General features: G+C 56.3%; 23 protein-coding genes. 11 read left to right on the top strand and 12 right to left on the bottom strand.

Translation table 11 applies throughout. From position 1 onward, the window contains the following. Positions 1–9 precede the first annotated feature (9 nt). The 4 genes from AABB29_RS18655 to thrS form a co-directional block, all read right to left on the bottom strand. A complete protein-coding gene (locus tag AABB29_RS18655) occupies positions 10–747 on the bottom strand; it encodes a DNA-binding domain-containing protein (protein WP_341365484.1) in 738 nt (245 codons plus the stop codon). After that, positions 744–1598 (bottom strand): DUF692 domain-containing protein, encoded by an 855-nt coding sequence (locus tag AABB29_RS18650; protein ID WP_341365485.1) that lies wholly within the window; start codon positions 1596–1598, stop codon positions 744–746. Before AABB29_RS18650 ends, AABB29_RS18655 begins: the two co-directional genes overlap by 4 nt. A gap of 63 nt (positions 1599–1661) precedes the next feature. Continuing rightward, positions 1662–1964 carry a DUF2282 domain-containing protein gene (locus AABB29_RS18645; RefSeq protein ID WP_341365486.1) on the bottom strand — a complete coding sequence of 101 codons (303 nt, stop codon included), beginning with the start codon at positions 1962–1964 and terminating at the stop codon, positions 1662–1664. A gap of 221 nt (positions 1965–2185) precedes the next feature. Continuing rightward, positions 2186–4132 carry a threonine--tRNA ligase gene (gene thrS / locus AABB29_RS18640; protein WP_341365487.1) on the bottom strand — a complete coding sequence of 649 codons (1947 nt, stop codon included), beginning with the start codon at positions 4130–4132 and terminating at the stop codon, positions 2186–2188. Positions 4133–4319: 187 nt separating this feature from the next. Here thrS and AABB29_RS18635 point away from each other — a divergent pair, with 187 nt between their 5' ends. The 8 genes from AABB29_RS18635 to AABB29_RS18600 all read left to right on the top strand — a co-directional run bounded on the left by AABB29_RS18635 (position 4320) and on the right by AABB29_RS18600 (position 11988). Beyond that, the gene (locus AABB29_RS18635) at positions 4320–4889 is read left to right on the top strand and encodes a transferrin-binding protein-like solute binding protein (RefSeq protein WP_341365488.1); all 570 of its coding nucleotides are present in this window, start codon (positions 4320–4322) and stop codon (positions 4887–4889) included. A 97-nt stretch (positions 4890–4986) separates the two neighbouring features. Then, positions 4987–5232 carry a hypothetical protein gene (locus AABB29_RS18630; RefSeq protein ID WP_341365489.1) on the top strand — a complete coding sequence of 82 codons (246 nt, stop codon included), beginning with the start codon at positions 4987–4989 and terminating at the stop codon, positions 5230–5232. Positions 5233–5458: 226 nt separating this feature from the next. Continuing rightward, the gene (locus AABB29_RS18625; protein WP_341365490.1) at positions 5459–6811 is read left to right on the top strand and encodes an AAA family ATPase; all 1353 of its coding nucleotides are present in this window, start codon (positions 5459–5461) and stop codon (positions 6809–6811) included. A gap of 372 nt (positions 6812–7183) precedes the next feature. After that, positions 7184–7921: an alpha/beta hydrolase gene (locus AABB29_RS18620; protein ID WP_341365491.1), complete on the top strand. Its 738-nt coding sequence runs from the start codon at positions 7184–7186 to the stop codon at positions 7919–7921. A gap of 81 nt (positions 7922–8002) precedes the next feature. After that, positions 8003–9337, top strand: a complete 1335-nt coding sequence (locus AABB29_RS18615; RefSeq protein WP_341365492.1) for an MFS transporter — start codon at positions 8003–8005, stop codon at positions 9335–9337. Then, a complete protein-coding gene (locus AABB29_RS18610) occupies positions 9330–10187 on the top strand; it encodes a serine aminopeptidase domain-containing protein (protein ID WP_341365493.1) in 858 nt (285 codons plus the stop codon). Before AABB29_RS18615 ends, AABB29_RS18610 begins: the two co-directional genes overlap by 8 nt. A 193-nt stretch (positions 10188–10380) precedes the next feature. After that, on the top strand, positions 10381–11100 hold the full coding sequence (locus AABB29_RS18605; protein ID WP_341365494.1) for an alpha/beta hydrolase: 720 nt from the start codon (positions 10381–10383) through the stop codon (positions 11098–11100). Positions 11101–11283: 183 nt separating this feature from the next. Continuing rightward, the gene (locus AABB29_RS18600; RefSeq protein ID WP_341365495.1) at positions 11284–11988 is read left to right on the top strand and encodes a glyoxalase superfamily protein; all 705 of its coding nucleotides are present in this window, start codon (positions 11284–11286) and stop codon (positions 11986–11988) included. Positions 11989–12027: 39 nt separating this feature from the next. Here AABB29_RS18600 and phaZ read toward each other — a convergent pair whose 3' ends face one another. Further along, entirely contained in the window at positions 12028–13299 is a 1272-nt protein-coding gene (gene phaZ, locus AABB29_RS18595; protein ID WP_341365496.1) for a polyhydroxyalkanoate depolymerase, read from the bottom strand. Between the two features lie 69 nt (positions 13300–13368). Here phaZ and AABB29_RS18590 point away from each other — a divergent pair, with 69 nt between their 5' ends. From AABB29_RS18590 to phaR, 3 genes are all read left to right on the top strand, one after another. Further along, the gene (locus AABB29_RS18590) at positions 13369–15165 is read left to right on the top strand and encodes a class I poly(R)-hydroxyalkanoic acid synthase (RefSeq protein WP_341365497.1); all 1797 of its coding nucleotides are present in this window, start codon (positions 13369–13371) and stop codon (positions 15163–15165) included. A gap of 147 nt (positions 15166–15312) precedes the next feature. Then, positions 15313–15762 carry a phasin family protein gene (locus tag AABB29_RS18585; RefSeq protein WP_341365498.1) on the top strand — a complete coding sequence of 150 codons (450 nt, stop codon included), beginning with the start codon at positions 15313–15315 and terminating at the stop codon, positions 15760–15762. 160 nt (positions 15763–15922) lie between these two features. Next, a complete protein-coding gene (gene phaR, locus AABB29_RS18580) occupies positions 15923–16459 on the top strand; it encodes a polyhydroxyalkanoate synthesis repressor PhaR (RefSeq protein WP_341365499.1) in 537 nt (178 codons plus the stop codon). A 55-nt stretch (positions 16460–16514) separates the two neighbouring features. Here the strand turns inward: phaR and AABB29_RS18575 are convergent, their stop codons facing one another. The 7 genes from AABB29_RS18575 to AABB29_RS18545 form a co-directional block, all read right to left on the bottom strand. After that, positions 16515–16733: an N-(5'-phosphoribosyl)anthranilate isomerase gene (locus AABB29_RS18575; RefSeq protein WP_341365500.1), complete on the bottom strand. Its 219-nt coding sequence runs from the start codon at positions 16731–16733 to the stop codon at positions 16515–16517. Positions 16734–16790: 57 nt separating this feature from the next. Beyond that, the gene (locus AABB29_RS18570) at positions 16791–18095 is read right to left on the bottom strand and encodes an FAD-binding oxidoreductase (protein WP_341365501.1); all 1305 of its coding nucleotides are present in this window, start codon (positions 18093–18095) and stop codon (positions 16791–16793) included. Positions 18096–18107: 12 nt separating this feature from the next. Continuing rightward, positions 18108–18890: a hypothetical protein gene (locus tag AABB29_RS18565; RefSeq protein ID WP_341365502.1), complete on the bottom strand. Its 783-nt coding sequence runs from the start codon at positions 18888–18890 to the stop codon at positions 18108–18110. After that, positions 18887–20239, bottom strand: coding sequence for a glutamine synthetase family protein (locus tag AABB29_RS18560; protein WP_373636678.1), 1353 nt, complete (start codon positions 20237–20239; stop codon positions 18887–18889). Before AABB29_RS18560 ends, AABB29_RS18565 begins: the two co-directional genes overlap by 4 nt. After that, positions 20236–20919 (bottom strand): type 1 glutamine amidotransferase, encoded by a 684-nt coding sequence (locus AABB29_RS18555; RefSeq protein WP_341365503.1) that lies wholly within the window; start codon positions 20917–20919, stop codon positions 20236–20238. Before AABB29_RS18555 ends, AABB29_RS18560 begins: the two co-directional genes overlap by 4 nt. 120 nt (positions 20920–21039) lie before the next feature. Beyond that, positions 21040–21846 (bottom strand): ABC transporter permease subunit, encoded by an 807-nt coding sequence (locus AABB29_RS18550; RefSeq protein ID WP_341365504.1) that lies wholly within the window; start codon positions 21844–21846, stop codon positions 21040–21042. Next, a complete protein-coding gene (locus AABB29_RS18545) occupies positions 21843–22727 on the bottom strand; it encodes an ABC transporter permease subunit (RefSeq protein WP_341369045.1) in 885 nt (294 codons plus the stop codon). Before AABB29_RS18545 ends, AABB29_RS18550 begins: the two co-directional genes overlap by 4 nt. Between the last annotated feature and the right edge of the window lie 14 nt (positions 22728–22741).

Raw genomic sequence — 22741 nt, 5'->3', positions numbered from 1 at the left:
TGGGGCCTTTCAGTAAATTTCGCTCACGGCGCCCTGGGCAAGAAGCAGCCCAAGTATGGCGCCGAGATCAAGTGTTTCATCCGCTGTGGCCATGGCATGGCCGAGCGGTTGACCGTCTTGCAGGGCTGCAATGCAGCCTGCACCGGCTGCGTTGATCAGATGGATTTGCGGATCAAAGCCGGGTCGGGTGATCAGCAGACTTTCGGGCTGCATCACAGGTTTCGGTGCGTCGGCCTGGGTGTTGGCCGCGTAGATGGCATGGATAGGATAGTCTGAGACCACGGTGCGGATCGCAGGGGCAAGCCTGAGCCTGGCGGACATCAAATCATCCGGGGCCAAAGCGCTAAGCGCTTGCCCCTCAATCGGCGCTGCATCACCGGCGTGATAGGCGTGGCGCATCGCCAGTTCGACCTTTGCGATATCAGGCAGATAGGGCAGGGATTTGGCAGGCTCGAACCGGCTTAAAAATTGCGGCATCGCATCGCCATAGAACATCATCAACGGCGATTTGGGCGGGTGTTTGCGCAGATAGACCCCGGCCATGGCGCGGAAGAACTGATCACCGACCAGTTGGCGCACAACCGGAAAGGCGGTCTCAAGCGCATCGGACAGGCTGACGGCCACATTGTTGCGATAGACGTCAAAACGTTTGCTGGCAGTCGTCCCGTCAGGGTTTACCAGCCCCTCGGGCACGATGGCCGCCGGATCGAGGATGGTGGCGGTGAAACTGGCTTGGCTGACGCTCATGACGCAACCAGCGCCAATGCCGCATCTGCGCGGGTGGTTTCGGCCGCAAGCACAGGCCATTCAGGTACATCTGTGTCCCATTCAATCAGCAAGGGGCGGGAACCGGATTTGGCTAGCGTATAGTCCAGCAGGGCCCAGACCGGATCGACAACGGCTTTGCCGTGGCTGTCGATCAGCAAGGGCGCGCCATGTTCGTCTTCATCCTCATCATGACCGCCCAGATGGATTTCGCCGACCGCATCCAGGGGGAAATCATCAATATAGGCCTGAGGCGAGGTTTTCAGGTTCGTGGCGCTGACAAAGACGTTGTTGACGTCCAAAAGCAGGCCGCAGCCAGTGCGCTTTGCGATTTCGCGCAGGAAATCGGTTTCGGACAGGGTCGATTCAGCGAATGCAAGATAGCTGGATGGGTTTTCCAGCAGCATTTGGCGGCCCAGCGTATCCTGAACCTGATTGATATGGGCAGCGACACGGGTCAGCGTCGCGTTGTTATAGGGCAGGGGCAGCAGATCATTGAAGAAATGCGCATCATGGGTGGACCAGGCCAGATGTTCGGAAAAGCTAGCGGGGTTCAGCCAGTCGATCAGATGTTTCAGACGGGCCAGATGATCGGCATCCAGATCGCCTTCGCCGCCAATAGACAGGCCAACACCATGCACAGAGATCGGAAAACGTTCGGCCAGATGGCGCAGCTGCGCAATGGGGCGTCCGCCATCGCCCATATAGTTTTCGGCATGGACCTCAAGCCAGCCCACGGGGCCGGGATCGGACATGATATCATTGTAATGCTGGGGCTTGTAACCAACGCCAGGGCGTGGTGGGAGCTGCGAATTTTGTGTTGCATCAAGCATGGTGGCGGCTCCTGATCTTGGGGGCGATAGGGCGGGTGTTATCCCACCCTATCACAATTTTTCTTATGCAGGCAGGTCGCGATCCAGCTCTTCCAGCGAACCGGTACGCTCGGTGCCGTCAGCCATGGCGGGCAGTTCGATTGTGTCGCAAGTGCCGGCTGGAACCAGCGTCCAGGCGTTGCCCTGATAGTCGACGGTTGATGTGCCGGCACATGTTGTGCCTGGGCCAGCGGCGCAGTCGTTTTCACCGGCCAGCGAAATGCCAAAGCACTTTTCGTTGGCTTGGGCGGCTGCGGTTGTGGACAGGCCTGCAACAGCAGAAGCAACGGCGCTGGCAAGAACGATTGTTTTGGTTGCGTTGGACATCGTGAGTTCCTCCGATTGGGTCAATAAAAACGAGCGCCGTAAGTGGCGATAGGCAAACCCTAAACAATGGAAAGCCTAACATACCATTCACAGACGCGTGCATCGCATTTCCGTGAGCCAATATCGCGGCGTGATCGGCGCGTGTGGGCTATAAATACCCTTAAAAACAAAGAACCCGCCGGAAAACCGGCGGGTTTGTTACAGCTATTGGGCCTGAATTGTTACAATAGGTCCGGCGGCGTTGCTTCGGAAGACAGGGTTGAAACAATTTCGGCCAGAGATGTTACAGAAGTCCTGTTTTCACCCAGTCGGCGCACGGTCACGGTCTTTTCTTCAACCTCGCGCGCGCCGATGGCCAAAATGACGGGAACCTTCGAGACAGAATGTTCCCGGACCTTATAGTTGATCTTTTCATTGCGGATATCCGCCTCGGCCCGCACGCCGGAGTCTTTGAGCGCAGCGACAACCTCTTGTACATAGTCATCCGCGTCCGAAACGATTGAGGCGACAACAACCTGACGGGGTGCCAGCCAGAAAGGTAGCTTGCCTGCGTGTTCTTCGATCAGGATACCGATGAACCGCTCAAATGAGCCAAGCGTCGCGCGGTGCAGCATGACAGGGCGATGCTTTTCCCCATCGGTGCCGATAAAGTTGGAATCGAGCCGTTCGGGCAGGTTGGAATCCACCTGCAAGGTTCCGCATTGCCAATCGCGGCCGATAGCGTCTGTCAATGTGAACTCTAGCTTGGGCCCATAAAATGCGCCTTCGCCCTCCAGTATTTCAAACGAATGGCCCGCCGCTTTGCAGGCATCCCCCAATGATGCCTCAAGCCTGTCCCATGTCGCGTCAGAACCGATCCGTTTTTCGGGGCGTGTGGACAGCTTGATGGTCCATTCGTGAAAGCCAAGATCGGCATAGATTTCGGACAGAAACGCGATAAAGCGCCGAGTTTCTTCTGTGATCTGCTCTTCCGTGCAGAAGATATGTCCATCATCTTGCACAAAACCGCGCACCCGCATGATCCCATGCAGCGCGCCCGAGGGCTCATATCGGTTACACGACCCGAATTCGGCCATACGCAAAGGCAGATCCCGGTAGGATTTCAGCCCTTGATTGAAGATCTGCACATGGCAAGGACAGTTCATCGGTTTGAGGGCATTGATTGCCTTCTCGCGCGCGTGCTCCTCATCGACTTCGACGATGAACATGTTTTCCTGATACTTGTCCCAGTGGCCTGAAGCCTCCCACAATTTGCGATCAACAACTTGTGGCGTGTTGACTTCGACATAGCCGCCCTGCCGCTGTTTACGGCGCATATAGTCCTGCAGTTCGGTGTATATGGTCCAACCATTGGGGTGCCAGAAAACCTGACCGGGGGCCTCTTCTTGCATATGGAACAGGTCCATTTCGCGGCCAAGCTTGCGGTGATCGCGTTTGGCGGCCTCTTCAAGCATGTTCATATGCTTGCGCAGACCTTCCTTGTTGGTAAAGGCACAGCCATAGATGCGTTGCAACATGGACCGATCACTGTCGCCTCGCCAATAGGCGCCCGCGATGGACATCAGCTTGAACCCATCGGCTGGTACCTGACCTGTATGCTGCAAATGCGGGCCGCGGCAGAGATCCTGCCAGTCGCCATGCCAATACATGCGCAGCGGCTCATTGCCGGGAATGCTCTCGATCAGTTCAACCTTATAAGGCTCGCCCCGGTCCTTGTAATATTGGATCGCGCGGTCGCGCTCCCAAACCTCGGTGCGGACCTCGTCACGTTTGTTGATGATCTCTTTCATCTTCTTTTCGATCAGCGCCAGGTCTTCGGGAACGAAAGGTTCAGCGCGGTCGAAATCGTAATACCAACCGTCTTTGATGACGGGGCCGATGGTCACTTGGGTTTCTGGCCAGATCTCTTGCACGGCGCGGGCCATGATATGCGCCAGGTCATGGCGGATCAGCTCAAGCGCGGGCTCTTCGTCTTTTATGGTGTTGATCGCGATGCTGCTATCGGCCTCAATAGGCCATTGCAGATCCCAATGCAGGCCATTTACAGTGGCGCTGATGGCCTTTTTGCGCAGGCTGCTAGAGATATCGGCGGCCACGTCAGCGGCTGTGATGCCAGCCTCATATTGGCGCGCATTGCCATCGGGAAAAGTCAGAGAAATCTGGGCCATGTTTTGGCTCCTCGTCGGTTTGGCGCCCACGGAACGCCCGGTTGCGGGTTATGTTGTGCGGCGGTGTTTCGCCTGCAAAGGCCGCTGTGTCAAGTTCACGGATCAGCGCCGAAAAAAACGCTGTATATCGAAGGCGTTGTGTGAGTCGAACCTTTTTTCATGTTTCATTCAAAACACGAGAGACAAAATGCTATTGAAAAAATACCTCCTATGCGTTGGAGCAGCCGCATTGTCGGCCTGCATGGCCAGCGATGAGGCCGAAACCACCCAAACGGCGCTAAGTTTTGCAGAACTCAATACGCTCAATACCGAGATAATCGATGAAATCGTCGCGATTGGCGCGACCCCGGTTGACGATATCCCGACGACTGGCAGCGCCACCTATGACGGGACGATGTTGCTCGCCCTGCAAGACGGCAGCATGGATGGCGCAATTGGGCAGGCCCAGATGGTGACCAGTTTTGCGACGAGCACGATCACGGGCGGGGCCGACAATTTCTATGACCTGAACGGCAACGCGATTGATGGCTCTTTGACGCTGGAGGATGGCAGTTTTGAACGGACGATCGGTATCGTCACTGGCGAGATGAACGGCAGCGTCGATTTCGCATCGGGCGAAATGGATATCGAAACGGATGTGGCTGGGAACTTTTCCGGGCCCAACGCCGAATATCTGTCAGGGGTCATGACCGGTACTGCAACGCCTGAGGGCGAGGATGCATTGGTCTTGATCGGCGGCTTTTATCTGGAACAGTAATTGACTGGCAGCATCCCAAGTTTTCGTTGACTGCGACGCGAAACCTATTAAAAGCGACAGTGTTTCCGATGGGAAACCTAGATGTTGGGGTGCTGCCATGCCAAGCTACAATCGTAAATTCGATCTGACCATTCAGGATGTTGACCTAATTGAGGAAGCGCTGCGCGCGCGCGGGCGTGAATTGTCGAGCACCCGTTTGGCCCTGTCCGAGGAAAACCCGGCCCATCTGGACGCGATCCGCGTGGTCGAACAGGACCAGCGCGCCAATGAAGAGCTGCTGGGCCGGTTGCATGACCAAAAGATCTTTTACCGTCCCCGCAAAGCGATTTATGTGGGCGGCTAAAGCCCGGAAACCTGTGTAAATTATGCGTATGTATCGCGTACATATCTTGTATGTACGCCCATGCCATTTGCATGGTTTCACAGACCTCAGACAGTTTGGCGCCAACTGCCGATCATGTCATGCCGTTCCGCCGATGCGCGCGGCAATCAATGGATGATTTTGCGCCCTACGACACAATCCTGACAATAATTGGTGGAAATATGGCGTTATTGATTAATGTGATGCCATGACAGACAAAACGCCCAAGAAAACAAAGCCAGTGCCGCGCCCCGAAACAGCGATTGCGCGGTTGATGCGGCATTTCGGCGACAATGCGCTTGAGACCCTGTCCACGGTCGAACGCACTTTCCCCGTCACTGTGCAACCTGATTTGGAAGCCACAATTGAAACGGTCCTGCCGGGGGCAACATTTGCCGGTATCACCGCGGGACGTGGTTATGAGACCCTGACCTTTTCAACCCTCGTGAACGAGCGGCGCGAGCCCCCGGTCATCTCGGCGGCGGAATATCTTGATATCGATATCGGCGAAGAGAAGGCGGCGCGCTGTGTCGTCAACGGTCTGTGGTTGTTCAAGATAGAAGGCGCGCCTGTGGCCTTATTGATCAGCCAAGTCGGGCGGATGGACCCCACTCCTGGTGTGCGTGCGCAAGTGATTGCCTCAGAACGGGCTGGCGGCCGCGATGAGGCACAGGCCATTCTTGCTGCGATTGCGAAAGCGCTGAGCGCGAAATCTGTGTATCGGGGCAAGGCGCTCTCATTTGAGACACGGCGTAGCTACATGGGCGGGCTGGGTGCATTGCGTGTGCATAAGCTGCCTGCACTGACCCTGGATGATATCATTCTTCCCAAGCCCACCCTTGAGACCCTTGATCGGACGGTTTTTCAATTTGTGGAGACCCGTGATAAGTTGAAAAGCAAAGGTTTTTCGACCAAACGAGGCCTGCTTCTGTATGGCCCACCAGGCACCGGTAAAACGCATTTCATTCGGTATGTGCTGAGCCATATGAAAGAGCATACCTCGCTTCTCGTCACGGCTGAGCAAGTAGCCTATTTTGAGGAAATCATGGGGATTGCCCGCGCCTTGCAGCCCGCTGTTGTCGTGATCGAAGATGCCGATCTATTGGCCAGATCCCGCGAAGATCGCGGAGATTGCTCTGAGCTTCTTCTGAATAGCCTTCTTAATCACATGGATGGTCTGACGGATGATGCCGAGATCATGTTTATTCTGACAACGAACCGGCCTGAGACACTGGAAGCAGCTGTGCGGGATCGTCCCGGACGTATCGACCAAGCTGTTGAAATCCCGCTGCCCGACGCGGCCTGCCGTGCGCGGCTTCTTGATCTATATAAGGCTGATATGTCGCTCGAACCCGGCGTCACCGAAGAATGTGTCCGGCGTAGCGAAGGAAGCTCTGCTGCGTTTATGCGCGAAATTGCCCGCCGGATGGGGCAGTTTGCAATCATGCGCGGATCGGACAGTATTTCGATTGTGGATATGCATGCAGCGCTTGGCGACATGGTTTCGGATGGGTCATTCACGCAAAAAGCCCTGGGCGCCGAGTCGATTTCTGAGACCTGACTGGTGCCCTTATGACAGACGGCGATTTGCCATGTGTTTGATTTTGCAAAGGATCCGATGAGGCCTGGGGATGATTTTTCGTATTATTGTTTTTCTTTTAGTTGTTGCTATCGCTGCCATTTGGATTTTGTATATCGGGCCATTTTTGGCGAGTGATCACTGTTTGGACGCGGGCGGCCGCTGGGACGAAGGCAGTGCAAGCTGCGATTTTGGCTGATACGGATCACCCTGCAATAGCGTCAAGGATAGTGCGTATCATCCGCTGGCAGTATTGATTTTTGCATGAATTGCAGCCCTCAGCGATTGGCCTTTGTCGCCCTGTGTGATTGTTTGGCTGTGACATTTCGAATTGCCGCAAAACCGAGGACAGCCATGCCCGCATTCCTGACGACACCCCAAGGCCGCAAGATTGCCTATCATCTGACCGATGGCAGCGGGCCTGCTGTGGTTTTTCTGGGCGGGTTCAAATCGGATATGGGCGGTACCAAAGCGGTGCATCTGGAGGCATGGGCCAAGGCCTCGGGCCGCGCGTTTTTGCGGTTTGATTATTCCGGTCATGGTGAAAGCAGTGAAGCGTTCACCGACGGCTGCATCGGCGATTGGTTTGAAGATGCCTGCGCCGCGCTGGGCTTGCTGGCGGGCAAGGTCGTGCTGGTTGGCTCTTCCATGGGCGGATGGATATCGCTTTTGGTCGCCCGTCATATGCCCGAACGTGTCGCCGGGTTGGTTACAATCGCGGCGGCCCCGGATTTTACCGAAGACAGCATGTGGGCCGGGTTTTCGGACGCACAAAAGGATGCATTGCGCACAGCCGGGCAGGTGGCGTTGCCATCCGATTATGGTGAGCCTTACATCATCACGCAGCGTCTGATCGAAGAGGGGCGCGGACGCCTTGTGCTGCGCGATCCGTTACCGCTGCCCTTCCGCACGCGTTTTTTGCAAGGCACCGCCGATGTCGATGTCAAGATGTCCGTGGCCCTGCGCCTGCTTGATCATGCGGCGGGCCCCGATATGCGGCTGACCCTGGTGGACGGCGCCGATCACCGGTTTTCGGATGCGGCCTGCCTTGATCTGATCACCCGCTCTGTCGAAGAGGTTTTGCAGGCCTAACAGCGCGCAACGCAACGTCATCCTTTCCCATCGCGCCCGCCCGCCCCTACGGTGATCCAAATCCCGGGGAGGGGAGCATCTATGGCATTATCCATCGGCCAAAAGGCGGGCTGGGGACTGGCGGATTTGGGCATTGTTGTCTTTGTCATCGTCAAGCAGCTGCTGATCGTGAACTACCTGACAAATTTTCTGGGCGTCCCCGTTGGGATTGCTGGATTGGTCACGACGGTTGTGCTGATCTTTGACATGGTGACGGACCCGTTGATCGGGTATCTAAGCGACCGGACGACCAGCCGTTTTGGCCGCCGTGCCCCATGGCTTTTTGTTGGCGTTGTGATCATGGCGCTGGGTATGGTTGGTCTTTTCATGGCCCCGCTTGAGGCGGCCATGCCGGTCAAGTTGATTTGGGTCATCGCAGCCTTTGTTCTGGCCACGATTGGTTTTACCATGTGCGCCATTCCCTATAGCGCGCTGGCCGGAGAGCTAACCGCGGACCCGCGTGAACGCTCAACCATGACCGGCTGGCGCATGGGCTTTGCCACAGTTGGTATTCTGGTCGGCGGGGCCGTTTTGCCGGGGCTTGCCGGTGCCTTTGGCTTTCCGCTTGCGGCGCTTTATGTCAGCCCTTTGATGATCGGTGCGATCTGGCTGTCGCTTTGGTCGATCCGCAAAGTGCCTTTGATCGAAAGCCCCGTTCAGCCAGGATTTACAGCGGCTTATAAGCTGGTTTTCACTAATCGCAGCTTTGTCGTGCTTGCCCTGATCTATGGCATCATGACCCTGGCTGTCGCGCTGATTACCGCCGGTTTGCCTTTTGCTGCCACCTATTTGGTTGTCGATGATGGGCAGAACGCCCTGTCTGGCGCGGCTGTTGCCTTGTCCGTTCTGAGCGTTCTGTTTGGGGCATTTTTCGTGGGCGCTATCTTAAGCCAGGTCTTCTGGGTGTTGCTGTCGCATCGGCTGGGCAAGATGTGGGCGCTTGTCCTAGGGCTTTTGGCCTATGTCGCGCTATTGTATGCCCTGCATATCGTATTGCCTGCGACCAGCGTCACTGTCGTGGCGGGCCTGTTTATTATCGCCGGTGCCACCAATGGCGCTTATCAGCAGATCCCGTGGGCGATGTATCCTGATTTGATGGACAAGACCCGCGCCCAGACCGGCGCTGCTATTGAGGGCGCGTTTTCAGCGATCTGGCTGTTTGGCCAAAAGCTGGCAAATGCGCTGGCCCCTGCCTTGTTGGGCGTCATCCTGGCCCGGGCTGGCTGGCAAGAGACAACCGCCGGCGTCACCCCTCAAACCGAACAAGCATTGAGCGCTTTGCATCAGGCGATTACGCTGGTACCGGCTGGTATTCTAGCGCTTTCGGTGCTGGCCCTGCTGTTGATTTACCGTCCAATGGTCCGCCGCGATGCATGATATCACAACCGTCGCTGCCGCACTTGATGCGGCTGAGGCCCAACTGCCCAATCTGCGCCCTGGCTGCCAAAAGCAGATCGTCTGGGCCAACCGGCCTGCCGCGCGGACCCCGGTGGCGCTGGTCTATGTCCACGGGTTTTCAGCCGCCCCCGCCGAGACCAGGCCATTGCCTGATCTGATTGCCAAGTCGCTTGGCGCGAATATCTTTTTCACCCGTCTGACGGGCCATGGCCAGGATGGGGCTGCTATGGCAGAGGCCCGTTTCGCCGATTGGCAACGCGATATGGCCGAGGCGATCAGTATCGGCCAATTGCTGGGCGAAGAGCTGATCCTGATGGGCTGTTCAACCGGGTGTACGCTTTCCACATTGGCCTTGGCGGGCGGGGTGCAGGCCAAGGCGATGATCCATATCTCGCCGAATTTTGGACTGCGCAGCCGGTTGGCCCAGTTTATGCTTGATCTGCCGGGCGCGCCTTACTGGGGGCATCTGGTGGCGGGGCGCACCCGATCCTTTGCGCCGATTTCGGACGCCCATGCGGCCAATTGGACAACACAATATCCGACCAAGGCTGTCCATCCCATGGCGGAGGCAGTGCGCGCCGTGCGCAAGGCCGATTTGTCCGTGATCCAAACCCCCGCCTATTTTGCCTATAATGAGGATGATCAGGTCGTGGATGCGGTGCAAACCCGCAAGGTCATAGCCCGTTGGGGCGCCCCTTATTTGGTTGATCTGCTGATGCAAGGGCCGGATGATGATGCGTCAGGGCATGTCATGGCGGGCGATGTCTTTAGTCCGAAGCAGACCGCACCGCTTGCGGGCCGTATTTCGGACTGGGTTGCGATGCTCTAGGGCATTTCGGTTTACATCTGTACCACAAATTCGCTGCCTCGCCCTTTCGGTCGCACACGATTTGTGATGTTTCAGGTTAAAATCGACACGCCATAATTCGGCCTTGGGGCTTGCGCGGCCTGCCCTGCCGCGTCAAAGTTACGTTAAATCTCCGCATATGAGAGGTTGCGTATGAAGATCGGGCAGGCCCTGGATGCCAAGTGAAACGCTGGTGATGATCCCGCCGCTTTTATGCGATGCGCGGGTGTTTGAGGCGCAGATCCGTGATCTGTCGCTGGACCATGCTGTGATGTTTGCCCCGACCACGCGCGGCGAGCGGATGGAGGAAGTGGCCAGCCAGATCCTGACCTGGGCCCCCAGCAAATTTGCGCTTGCAGGTATGGGTATGGGCGGGATGGTCGCGATGGAAATTCTGCGCCGCGCGGCTGATCGCGTCACCCGTATCGCGTTGATCAGTACAAGTGCGCAGCCCGACACCCCCGAGATCGCCGCCGCCCGCGAGCCCCATATCATTGCTGCCCGCGCGGGGCGGATGCCGGATGTCTTGCAGCATGAAATCAATTCGACCTGGATGGCGCCCACATCTGATAAGGTGGAACTGGTGCGGCTGCTGCATGATATGGGCCGCGATATGGGCCCCGCGATTTATGTCAAACAAGCCCGCGCTTTGCAGCGCCGCAAAGATCAGCAGGCCACATTGCGCAAGATCAAACAGCCCACCATCGTCGTTTGCGGGCGCCATGACGGGCAGTTCCCGCTGAAACGACACGAATTTATGGCGGAATTGATCCCCTATGCGCAGCTTGAGGTGATCGAGGGGGCAGGCTATCTGCCCACGCTGGAATCCCCTGATGCTGTATCCGACGCCCTGCGGCGCTGGATGAAAGCACCTTTGATTTTGCGCGCCCCATAGAATTGACGGATCGGTTGCCCGGGCGTAGGATTACCCCAAGGTTCAGGTCACCTGCCGCGCGCGCCCGATCGGGTTTGGTGAAGACCTTTGATGATGACGACCGATCTAACTTGTACTACGGGGCGAACCCGTCAGCAATGTGCGTACTGAGATAGCATTCGTCCCCAGATCAAGGAGATCGAAATGAACGCTTCACGCGATCCTAAAAAGATGGCCAAGACTTTGCGTGCTGATTTGGCGGCGCGCGACATGGCGCTTTCCCATGCCGAATGTCTTGAAATTGTTGCCCATCAGTTGGGCTATGCCGATTGGAATACGGCTGCGGCGGATGGAAATCCCTCTGGCATCGCGCCTTTGCAATTGCCGCTGGGTTGGCAGGTTGGCGGATCAAACATGACCGATTATCGGATCGGGATTGATCCTGATGCGGACGGCCAGCCTGTGACGATCCAGTCGCTGGACCATCGCGGCCCGCATCTGGGCTTCATCACGCTGATGCAGATGGTCCATGCCGAGAACTACCGTGGCAAGCGGTTAAGGCTGACTGCCGATCTGTCCTGTGCCCATGTGACCGGCGCTGTGACGATCTGGATGCGCGTTGATGATGCGGTGGGCCGGAATATCCGTTTCGACAACATGGAGACCCGCAAGACCGATGGGGTTTTGACGGGCACGCAAGATTGGACGTCGCGCCGCATTGTGTTGAATGTGCCTGAGGGCGCCGAGACGTTGCATTTCGGGTTTTACCTACGGGGGCAGGGGCAATGCTGGTCCCGTGGTTTTGACTTGCAGGTGGTTGATGACAGCGTTGCCGTCACCACCGAAGGGCGGTCGGTGCATGATGCGCCGATGAACCTGCGCTTTGCGGAAAAATCCGTGATGGCATAGTGGCAGGTCGGGGCGGTCCGCCGCCCCGCACCAACAGACCTATTTGATCGCGACGACTTTGCCGGATTTCTTGGTCTTCTTGCCGGCATTGGCGTCGATGAAATCCAAGACCAATGGCCGGATATTGTTTCGCCAGCTGCTGCCCGCAAAAATCCCGTAATGCCCGGCGCCGGGTTCAAGATGTGACGCCTTTTTGTCATCTGGCAGCCCTGTCAGCAGATCCAGCGCGGCCAGACATTGTCCCGGCGCAGAGATATCATCGTTTTCACCCTCAACGATCTTGACCGCGACGGTGGTGATCTTGCCCATGTCGACTTGGTGCCCATCGACCACAAAGGCGTTTTGCGCGATCTCACGCCCTTTGAAGATGCGTTCAACTGTGGAAAGGTAGAACTCAGCCGTCATATCCATGACGGCCAGATATTCATCGTAGAAATCATTGTGGCGGTCATGCTCAGACGCTTCGCCTTTGGCCACGCGGATGATTTCATCGCGGAAGGCCGTCGCGTGGGATTCGGCATTCATCGAAATGAATGAGGCAAGCTGCAACAGCCCCGGATAGACCATTCGTCCAACGCCCGCATATTTAAAGCCGACCCGCTGGATCATGGTTTCTTCAAGCTGGCCCATGGTCACCGAGCGCCCAAAATCAGTGACTTCGGTTGCGTTCGCTTCGGGGTCCACTGGCCCGCCGATCAAGGTCAGGGTTTTGGGCTGTGCCGAGGGGTCCTGTTCGGCCAGATAGGCCGTAGCCGCCAGCGCCAGCGGCACCGGTTGGCAGACGGCGATCACATGCAGGTCAGCGCCAAGTTCGCGCATGAAATCGGTCAGGTATAATGTGTAATCTTCCACATCGAATTTGCCCGCGCTGACAGGAATGTCGCGCGCATTGTGCCAATCGGTTGTGTAGACATCCGCATCGGGTAGCAGGCTGATGACTGTTTTGCGCAGCAAGGTCGCGTAATGCCCTGACATGGGCGCCACCAGCAACACCCGCCGTTTGCTGGGCTCGCGCCCCGGGATGGTGAAATGGATCAGATCGCCAAAGGGGCGTTCAAGCACGGTTTCGACAACAACCGGGTGATCCTTTCCCTTGTCGCACGTCACGGGCGGGATGTTCCAATCGGGTTTCATCACCATGCGCGAAAATGTCCGTTCGGTCACTTCGCCCCAGGCCTTCAGCCAATCCATTGCGGGGTTTGCGCCCCAGGACATCATCGGGTAAGCCGCAAAGGCCCGCGCGGTCGCCCCAAGCCACTGATTGGTGTTGCGCGCGCTTTCCATCAGGTCATAGGTCATCATATACTTCATCTAGCGGTCTCCGATGGATGTCGTGTGTGGGGTATGCTGCGCATGCAGCATAGGCATAGGAAGGTTAAGATGACAACAAACGATTTAGAGCTTGACGCAAGTGCAGGCCAGAATGTCGCAAAACTTGAGGCGAACCTGGCCCGTGTCGAAGAGCTGACACAGCGTTTGTTGAAGGTCATGGGGCAGGGACGGGCGGTGCCGCCTGCACTGCAAGGCCCTAGCCAAGAGCTGTATTTAAAGGCCGCAACCGCCTATATGACGGAAATGGCGCATAACCCGGCCAAGCTGATTGAGCATCAGCTGGCGTTTTGGAGCAAGTCGGTCAAACACTATGTCGAGGCCCAGCATCTTCTTGCCCAAGGCAAGCTGGAGGCCCCCAGCGACGAAACCCCCAAGGACCGACGCTTTGCCCATGAGCTGTGGGATACCAACCCCTATTTCAATTTCATCAAGCAACAATATCTGATGAATGCCGCTGCAGTGCAGCAGACGATTGAGGATATCGACACGCTTGATTCGACGGAAAAGAAGCGGTTGCGTTACTTCAGTCAGCAAATTGTTGATATGATCAGCCCAACGAATTTTCTGCCCACCAACCCCGAGGCGCTGGCCCTGGCCGCCGAGACTGAGGGCGAAAGCCTTGTCGCAGGTCTTGAGAACATGATCGCGGATCTTGAAGCGAATGACGGCGATCTTGTCGTCACGCTGGCAGATCGGGATGCGTTTGAGCTGGGCCAGAACCTGGCCACGACCCCCGGTTCGGTGATCTTCCGCAATCACCTGTTTGAGTTGATCCAATACGCGCCGACGACTGAAAAAGTATATGAGACCCCGCTGATCCTCTTCCCGCCTTGGATCAACAAGTTCTACATTCTGGATCTGAAGCCGCAAAACAGCCTGATCAAATGGGCCGTGGCGCAGGGGTATACTGTGTTTGTCGTCTCATGGGTGAACCCCGATGCGGGCTATCGCAATACATCCATGACCGATTATGTCGAAGACGGGTATCTGACCGCAATCAATGAGGTCAAACAGATCTGCGGCGTCAAAAAGGTGAATGCTATTGGGTATTGCATTGCAGGAACGACCCTGTCCCTGACGCTGGCCTTAATGAAAAAACGCAAGGATACATCCGTCAATGCGGCGACATTCTTTACCACGCTGACTGATTTTTCAGACCGGGGTGAGGTGGGCGTTTTTCTTGACGATGATTTTGTCGATGGGATCGAGGCTGAGGTGACCGAGGCTGGCATTCTGGATTCCTTTTTCATGTCGCGCACGTTTTCCTTTTTGCGGTCAAATGATCTGATCTACGGACCTGCCATCAAAAGCTATATGATGGGCAAAGCGCCGCCCGCCTTTGATCTTCTTTATTGGAACGGCGATGGCACGAACTTGCCCGCGACGATGGCGGTCGAGTATCTGCGGGGACTTTGCCAGGAAGACCGATTTGCCAAGGGTGGCTTTGAAATTGCCGGCGAGACGGTGCACCTGAAAGATGTGACCGTGCCGCTTTGCGCCATTGCCTGCGAGACCGATCATATCGCGGCCTGGAAAAGCAGCTATGAAGGCGTTCGGAAAATGGGATCGAAGGATAAGACTTTTATCCTGTCCGAGTCAGGCCATATCGCAGGTATCGTGAACCCGCCGAGCAAGAAGAAATACGGGCATTACACCCATGAGGAAATGGGCCTGACGGCGGATGATTGGTACGATGCGGCCGACAAACATGACGGGTCATGGTGGCCGCGCTGGGATGCTTGGTTGTCGAAAAAATCGGGTAAAAAGACGGATGCCAGACAACCTGGCGACGGCACACATCCGGTTTTGGGGCCCGCGCCTGGGAGTTATGTTGTCTCTAAGTAGCTGATATTGCGCATATTTTGTGATTTCTGAAAGTTTTATGCTGCAATGCAGAAAAAATACTTGAAATGCTGCGGTGCAGCACGCATATTGGTGTCACGAGATAACCGCAGGTTGTTAGCCTGCATTTGAGAATGAAAGGCGACGACAATGGCTGCTAAGACACAAGACTTCACAGCAATCTTCAAAGACCTGACAGGCGCTTTTCCTGTCGACACCAAAGCAATGGAAGAGCAGTTCAAGAACCAGACTGCCCTGGCGGAAAAAATGTCTGCCGTTGCGATCGACGCAGCCGGCAAATCAGCTGAAATTTCTGCAAAATGGACTCAAGACACTTTGGCGAAAGTCGAAGCGATGTCGAAAGCCAAAGCAGAGCCTGCTGATTATGCCAAAGCGATGACAGATTTCGCTTCGGCCTCTGCCGAGAGCGCTGCTGAACATATGTCTGCTTTCGCCGAGATCGCGAAAAAAGTGCAGACACAGACTATGGAATTGGTTTTGGCCGCTGGCAAAGACCTGTCCGAGGATATGACAGCCGCTGCGAAAAAAGCGACTGACGAAGTGACGGCTGCTGCAAAGAAAGCAACTGCTGCAAAGTAAGACAATCGATGATGACCTTTGCCTCCCTGAGGGTCGGAAATTGAGAAAGGCGGTCCATGAAAATGGGCCGTCTTTCGTTCTTTTGCAGCTGAGGCTTTCTTTTTGCGCAGACGCGGCATAGGCTTCTCTGCAGTGCAACATGTCTTGGGAGGGACAAAACGTGGCCGACACCGATAAACCGCTTTTGATCAAACGCTACGCTAGCCGCCGTCTCTATAATACAGAGACCAGCGACTATGTGACGTTGGAAGATATCGCAGTGTTTATCCGCGAGGGCCGTGAGGTGCAGATCGTTGATCTGAAATCCGGTGATGACCTGACCCGTCAATATCTGTTGCAAATTATTGCAGAGCATGAGAGCCGCGGCGAAAATGTGTTGCCCGTTGGCGTACTGACCGATTTGGTTCGCAGTTATACAAGTCAGGCTGCATCGGTTGTCCCACAATTCCTGCAGGCTAGTTTTGACATGCTGCGCGAAGGTCAATCCAAAGCCATGGAAAATATGGGCAAGGCCAACCCGATGGCCAACATGCCTGGCTTTGAGGCGATGCGGGCGCAGCAGGAAGCGTTTTTCAAGGCGATGACCGGCGGGATGATGCCTGGGACAAGCGCGCCGGAGCCTGAAAGTGATGATCTGGGAGAGATCAAGGATCAACTGGCCGCATTGCAGGAAAAATTGTCGAAGCTCACCAAGTAGCGGCGAAGGAATTTCGCGAAATTCCTTCTGGGCCCAAATTTTCAGAAATTTGGTTTTAGCAAAGCAGCTCGATGGGGCCATTGTTGCAGACCACGACAAAATAGTGCTCTGTGCGGATCAGGCGAAATCCACGGCGGTTTACCTCGGCGATAAAACGCGGCACACCGACCTCCCGCTCAACATCAACGATTTGCCGCCGGATCACACCACCAATTTGGGCCGCGCGGCAGTGAAAAACCTGGCTCAGCCAGTCATTCCTGTCCCGTTTGATCATTCGTATCTGCTGCATCGCATCAGCATGTCCGCAACATGGTTAAAGCTGCGTTAAGTACTAAATGCCAAGCCGGTCGCGCAAGGCATACCAGCTCATCGCGAGGGTGAGCAGGGGCGCCCGCAAGGCTGCACCGCCCGGAAAGTCGGGGACATCAAGATCGCAAAGCGTATCAAAACGACCGGCTTGTCCTGCCACTGCTTCGGCCATCAGTTTGCCTGTAAAACCCGCTAGCGCCACACCATGCCCCGAAAACCCTGCCCCAGACAGGACATTGGGGGCAAGTCGTTGCAATGCGGGCAGGCGAGGCAGGGTGATCCCCAAAGTCCCGCCCCAGACATAATCGATCTGCGTCCCGCTGAGTTGCGGAAACAGATGCACCATCCGCGCAATAAGTGCGCTGCGGATGTCCTTGGGAAAACCGATCCCGTAGCTTTCGCGCCCGCCAAACAAAAGCCGCTTATCTTCAGACAACCGAAAGTAATTCACCACAAATTTGCTGTCAGCTACGGCAATATCGCGGCTTAGGATGTCTGCCGCCTTTGCGCCCAGCGGTTGGGTCGCGCAGATAAAGCTATTGATCGGCATGACCTTGGCGGCCACGCGCGGCGCGATTTTTGGCAGATAGCCATTGCCCGCCAGGATCACGTGGCGCGCTTTGACACAGCCATCGCCGGTCAACAAACAGGCTGGATCCCCATGCCTTATCTCAACCACCTCGCTGCGATCATAAAGCCTTGCGCCCGCCGTCTCGGCAAGACGTGCAAGCCCAAAAGCATAGCGCAATGGGTGAATATGCCCGCCGCCTTCATCCAGATACCCGCCCTGATAGCGGGGCGATTTCACCAATGCGCGCAGGTCGTCCGGCTGCAAAGGGCGTATTTGATCATAGCCATAGGTCGCGGCGAGATGTGCGATTTCGTCGGTCTGTTTTTCCGCCTCTTTGGCCGTATAGAACCCATGTGCCACGCCGGGCTGGTACATAGCGTCGTTGACATGTTCCTGGCAGGTGCCACGTAGATCGGATTTGGCTTCTTGACTGAACGCCCAGAGCATCTTGGCTCTATCCCGCCCATAGGCTTTTTCCAGGCTGCGTTGGCTGGCATTGAACCCGCTATGTACCTGTCCGCCATTGCGCCCGGACGCCCCAAAACCAGCCCGATGGGCATCCAGTACAACCACATCCAGCCCTTTTTCGGCCAGATGCCGTGCCGCTGAAAGCCCTGTGAAACCGGCCCCGATGATACAGACATCGGCCCGCGTTTCGCCGTAAAGCGGGGGGCGTTCGGGGGGAATATCGGTGCTGGCGACATACCAGCTTTGGGGGAGTTGCCCGGGCAGGTCATTGCGATAAAGGGGATTCATCTGTCACGCCCGTTATGGCGCGAATTCAAGATGCAAATGATCATCATGCCGGGCCGCGCGGCAGCCCTGAAAGCGCAAGGCATCACCACTGAGCCCAAGTCGTGTGACCAAATGCGGCTCAACAAAAATCTTGTAATCCGACCCTTGCGGGTTGTTTGCAAGCCAACGGAGCGCCTCGGCTGTGCGCGCCTCGTCAAGCGGCCAATCGCGCAGATATGGTTGCAATGCATCCATATCCCAGCGCATCGAGATACCGGTATTGGCTGCGCATGGCTGTGGATCACCAGGGCGCGGCTGTTCAAATCCCCAATAACCGATGGGCGACTTTGCCTTGCCAAGCTGATATTCTCCGTCCTCCCCGGTATAGTAAAAGGCCAGATCAAGCTGATCACCGCTGTCATGGGATAGATGCGGTAGCATCGCGAAACCATCCAAAAACGGGAAACTGGCATCGAGCGCGCGGGTGCGCGTGCCCGGAAAAACCTCATGCATATGCGCCGATAAAGCATCGACATGGGATTTCATTTCAGGGCTGACATAGTTGCGGTTCAGCGCGCAGTAAAGCGGGTTCAATACGGCGATTTGTGCAGGGCCTGCATCAAGGCAAGGTAGTGCCACGCGGCCCGCGAGCGGGGCCGTGTAATGCGCGATAACCGTCAGGCAAAGATAGAGGATCGCGAAGATCAACACGAGCCGGCCAAAGATCATACGCAGCGCAAGTGCAAGTGCCCATGCGATGCCCCCGATTTGGGTCAGCACGGTCAGTGCGATGATGATGAGCCCATGTTTGATCATACGTTTAGCAACAGATGTTCGCGCTCCCACGGGCTGATGACTTGCAGAAACTCATCATATTCGGCCCGTTTGACGATAGAATAGACGCGGGCAAAGTCAGGGCCAAGTATGTTGTGCATCTCTGTGGCCGCGTCGAAAAGTTCAAGCGCGGCATAGAGACCTTGGGGGATTTCATCTTCGGCCTCATAGGCATCCCCATGCCAGCGTTTATCAGGCCTGATCTCATGAGTGAGCCCCAGATAACCGCAGGCAAGAGAGGCCGCGATGCAAAGATATGGGTTGCAGTCCATGCCAGCCAACCGGTTCTCAACCCGCCGTGCGGCGGGCACTGAGACGGGGATTCGAATGCCGGTGGTCCGATTGTCCCGCCCCCATTCAAGATTGATAGGTGCCGCATGATCCCGCACATAGCGCCGGTAGCTGTTCACATAAGGCGCGATCACCGCGATCACGCTGGGCATATGTTCTTGCAGCCCGCCAATGAAATGGAAAAACGCATCCGTTTCACCGCCCTGAGGGCCGGTGAAGATGTTGTTGCCATCCGCGTCCAAGATTGAGTGATGCACATGCATGGCCGAGCCTGGCTCGCCCGCGATTGGTTTGGCCATGAACGTGGCGAAGCAATCATGTTTCAGCGCCGCTTCACGGATGAGCCGTTTGAAGAAAAACACCTCATCGGCCAGTTTGATGGGATCGCCATGCCGTAAGTTGATTTCAAGCTGGCCTGCGCCGCCTTCCTGCGCGATGCCGTCGATTTCAAAGCCCTGAATTTCCGCAAATTCATAAATGTCATCAATAACGGGGCCGTAATCATCGACCGCTGACATCGAATAAGCCTGCCGTCCCGCCGCTGGGCGCCCGGTTCGCCCCATCATGGGGGTGATGGCTTTGGCGGGATCGACATTGCGGGCGACCAGATAAAACTCCATCTCGGGTGCGATGACAGGGGTCCATCCGCGCGCTTTGTAAAGATCGATGACCCGGCGCAGCACATTGCGCGGGGCAAAAGGCACGGGTGTTCCCTTTTGATCATAAGCGTCATGGATCACTTGAAGCGTGCCGTCATTGGCCCAGGGCGCGGCTGTGACAGTGGACAGATCTGGTTTGAGCACCATGTCAGGTTCGAGAAATCCGTCAGGGCCCGCAGCCTCACCCCAGTCGCCTGTGATAGTCTGGAAAAAGATCGAATTGGGCAGGTGGAAATGGGTTTGTTTTTCCCATTTGCCCGCCGGTACGGCCTTGCCGCGGGCGATGCCAGGTAGATCGGCGATCACGCATTCGACCTCATCCAGCCGGTTATGCTGCAGATATTTCTGAGCCGCTTTGGGAATTTGGGCGTGCCAGCTCATGACACTGTCCGCGTTTTGAAAAACTGGGCGATATTGTTGGCCAGGCGGCTGTTGTCGACCGGAATTGCCAGCCGTTCTTTGGCCGCGGCCAATTGTGCGACCGGCACATTGCCTGGCCCTCGGCATCGGGCGAGCCCATCCACGAAATCGGCGTCGAATTCCGGATGTGGCTGCACGGTGAAGGCCCTGTCCTCATAGATGAGGGCTGCGTTTTCGCAAAATCTGTTTGAGGCCATGACGGTTGCACCCGCAGGGCGGCTTACGACCTGATCCTGATGCCAAGCGTTCAAGGCGACGGTTTCGCCTTGCCAGTCATAGCTTTGGCGTCCGACGGCCCAGCCTTGCGCAAATTTTTCGACCTTGCCGCCAAGCGCCTGCGCGATGATCTGATGCCCGAAGCAGATGCCGACAAGCGGAACCTTGGCGGCATAAATGTCGCGGATCATGTTTTCGAGTGGCGCGATGAACGGGTGATCCTCATAGGCGCCGTGTTTCGAGCCGGTGATGAGCCAGCCATCACAGAGCGTTGCGCTGGCTGGGAAGGACATGTCGACCACATCCCAGGTGGTGAAATCAAAGCCATGCCCAGCCAGAAGTGTCTCAAAGAGCGCATTGAAATCGCCGCGGTCCGCGCGCAATTCATCGGGTGCGTGTCCGGCCTGCAGGATACCGATTTTCATAGATCACCATATGGTTGGTTTGGGCATAGGCTACCGCGCCATAAATCGGGTCGCAAGCGGCGAAGAAATTTTGCAAAATTTCTTCTTTGGCCAAAATTTTCGCGAAAATTTTGGCATCCTCTAGCGGATAATCTGCGGTTTGATTTTCAGCGTTTTGCGCTTTTCTTGGGGCAGGTGCCGGTTCAGGCGTTTGTTCACGAGCCCAAATAAGCCAATCACCGCAAGCGTCAGAAGGATGAAATATCCGGCAAGGATTGGATAGGGTACAAAAGGGTTAAAGGTCTTATCGGCAAAATAGCTTGCGTAATAAAGCGCGTCGCCCCGTTGTTGCAGGGCAGGAAAGCCGGAAAAGAAAACCAGCGTCGTCGCGTGAAACAAGAAGATCGCTTCATTCGTATAGGCGGGCCAGGCCAGACGCAGCATGGTCGGCCAGATGATCCGGCGAAATCGCGACCAGCCAGAAAGCCCGTAGGCATCGGCGGCTTCTGTTTCGCCCTTTGGGATAGACTGTAACGCGCCGTAAAAAATCTCGCCCGCATAGGCTGAGGTGTTCAAGAACAGGACCACAAGCGCCCCCGCCCAGGCTGAGGTGAGCGGGCTGAATATCGGGTAGGCGGATTTGAGGCTGAGAAACAGAAAATAGGCAAAGAAAAATTGGATGAAGAGCGGCGAGCCCCGAAAGATAAAGATGAACCATTGCGCGGGTTTGCGGATCAGCGGTCGTTTGGCCGCTTTACCCAAGGCCACAGCTGTTGCCAAAAAGAACCCAGCACATAGCGCAAAGGCGCCGAAATAGATGTTCCAGATCATCCCAGAGCCGATCAGGGTGAATTGCTGGCAGAGCGTAAAATCGCTGCGCGGCAGCAGCCGTTCGCCGATCCCGACGCTGCGCAAACCGTAATCAAGGATCGTCTCCCAGCAGCTCACAACGCGGCCTTTCTTTGGGCTTCGCCGCCTGCGGTCGCCTGGCCACGTGTCAGCCGGGACATGGTGCGCGACAGGATCGTTTCGGACAGTTTTGTCAGGCCAAGATAAAACACCAAAAGCGCTGCGAAATACCACATGCGCCAATCGCCATGGGGGTAGTCCGTGAATTGCGGGGTTTTCGCCCCGCCCAGTTCGCGCGCCCAATAGACGATGTCTTCGACCCCGAGCAAAAACAGCAGCGGTGTTGCCTTGATCAGCACCATCCAGAGGTTTGATAGGCCAGGCAGCGCAAAGACCCACATTTGTGGGACAATCACCCGCCAGAATGTCTGGCGCCGGTTCATCCCATAGGCTTCGGCTGTTTCGATTTGCGCGCGTGGGACGGCCTGCATCGCGCCGAAGAGAACATTGGCTGCAAAGGCCCCAAAAACGATGGCAAAAGTCAAAACGGCCAGTAGGAAACCATAGACTTCATGCACCCATTGATCGGCCGTCCCAAGCGGGAGTTTCGCAGCGGCGCAGACCACAAAATCGTTTCCTTGTCGGATAGGGGCGTCCCAATCGGGGCATTTGATCTGGTGCCGCAGATATTCAAAAACTTGGTCCAGTGCGATCACGAAAAACAGGAAAAAAGCGATATCGGGAATGCCGCGCACGATGGCAATATAGGCTTTGCCAATCCAGCGCAGCGGCGCGATCGGGCTACGGGCCGCGGTGGCCCCGCCAAAACCAAATGCCAGGGCCGCAGGGGCCGTGATCGCCAAGAGCAGCAGCACTGTGCCGACTGCCCAATAGATCGACATATGCTTGCCGGTGGTCAGGTAGCAACTGAGCCAGGTAAGCCCTTCGAGGCTGGCAGGATCGGAGCAATAGTTAAAAATGGTCGGGCCTATGC

It is taken from the genome of Yoonia sp. BS5-3, from assembly GCF_038069655.2.
In the GTDB taxonomy this organism is placed as follows: Bacteria; Pseudomonadota; Alphaproteobacteria; order Rhodobacterales; family Rhodobacteraceae; genus Yoonia; species Yoonia phaeophyticola.
This window is presented reverse-complemented; position numbering and strand designations above follow the sequence as displayed.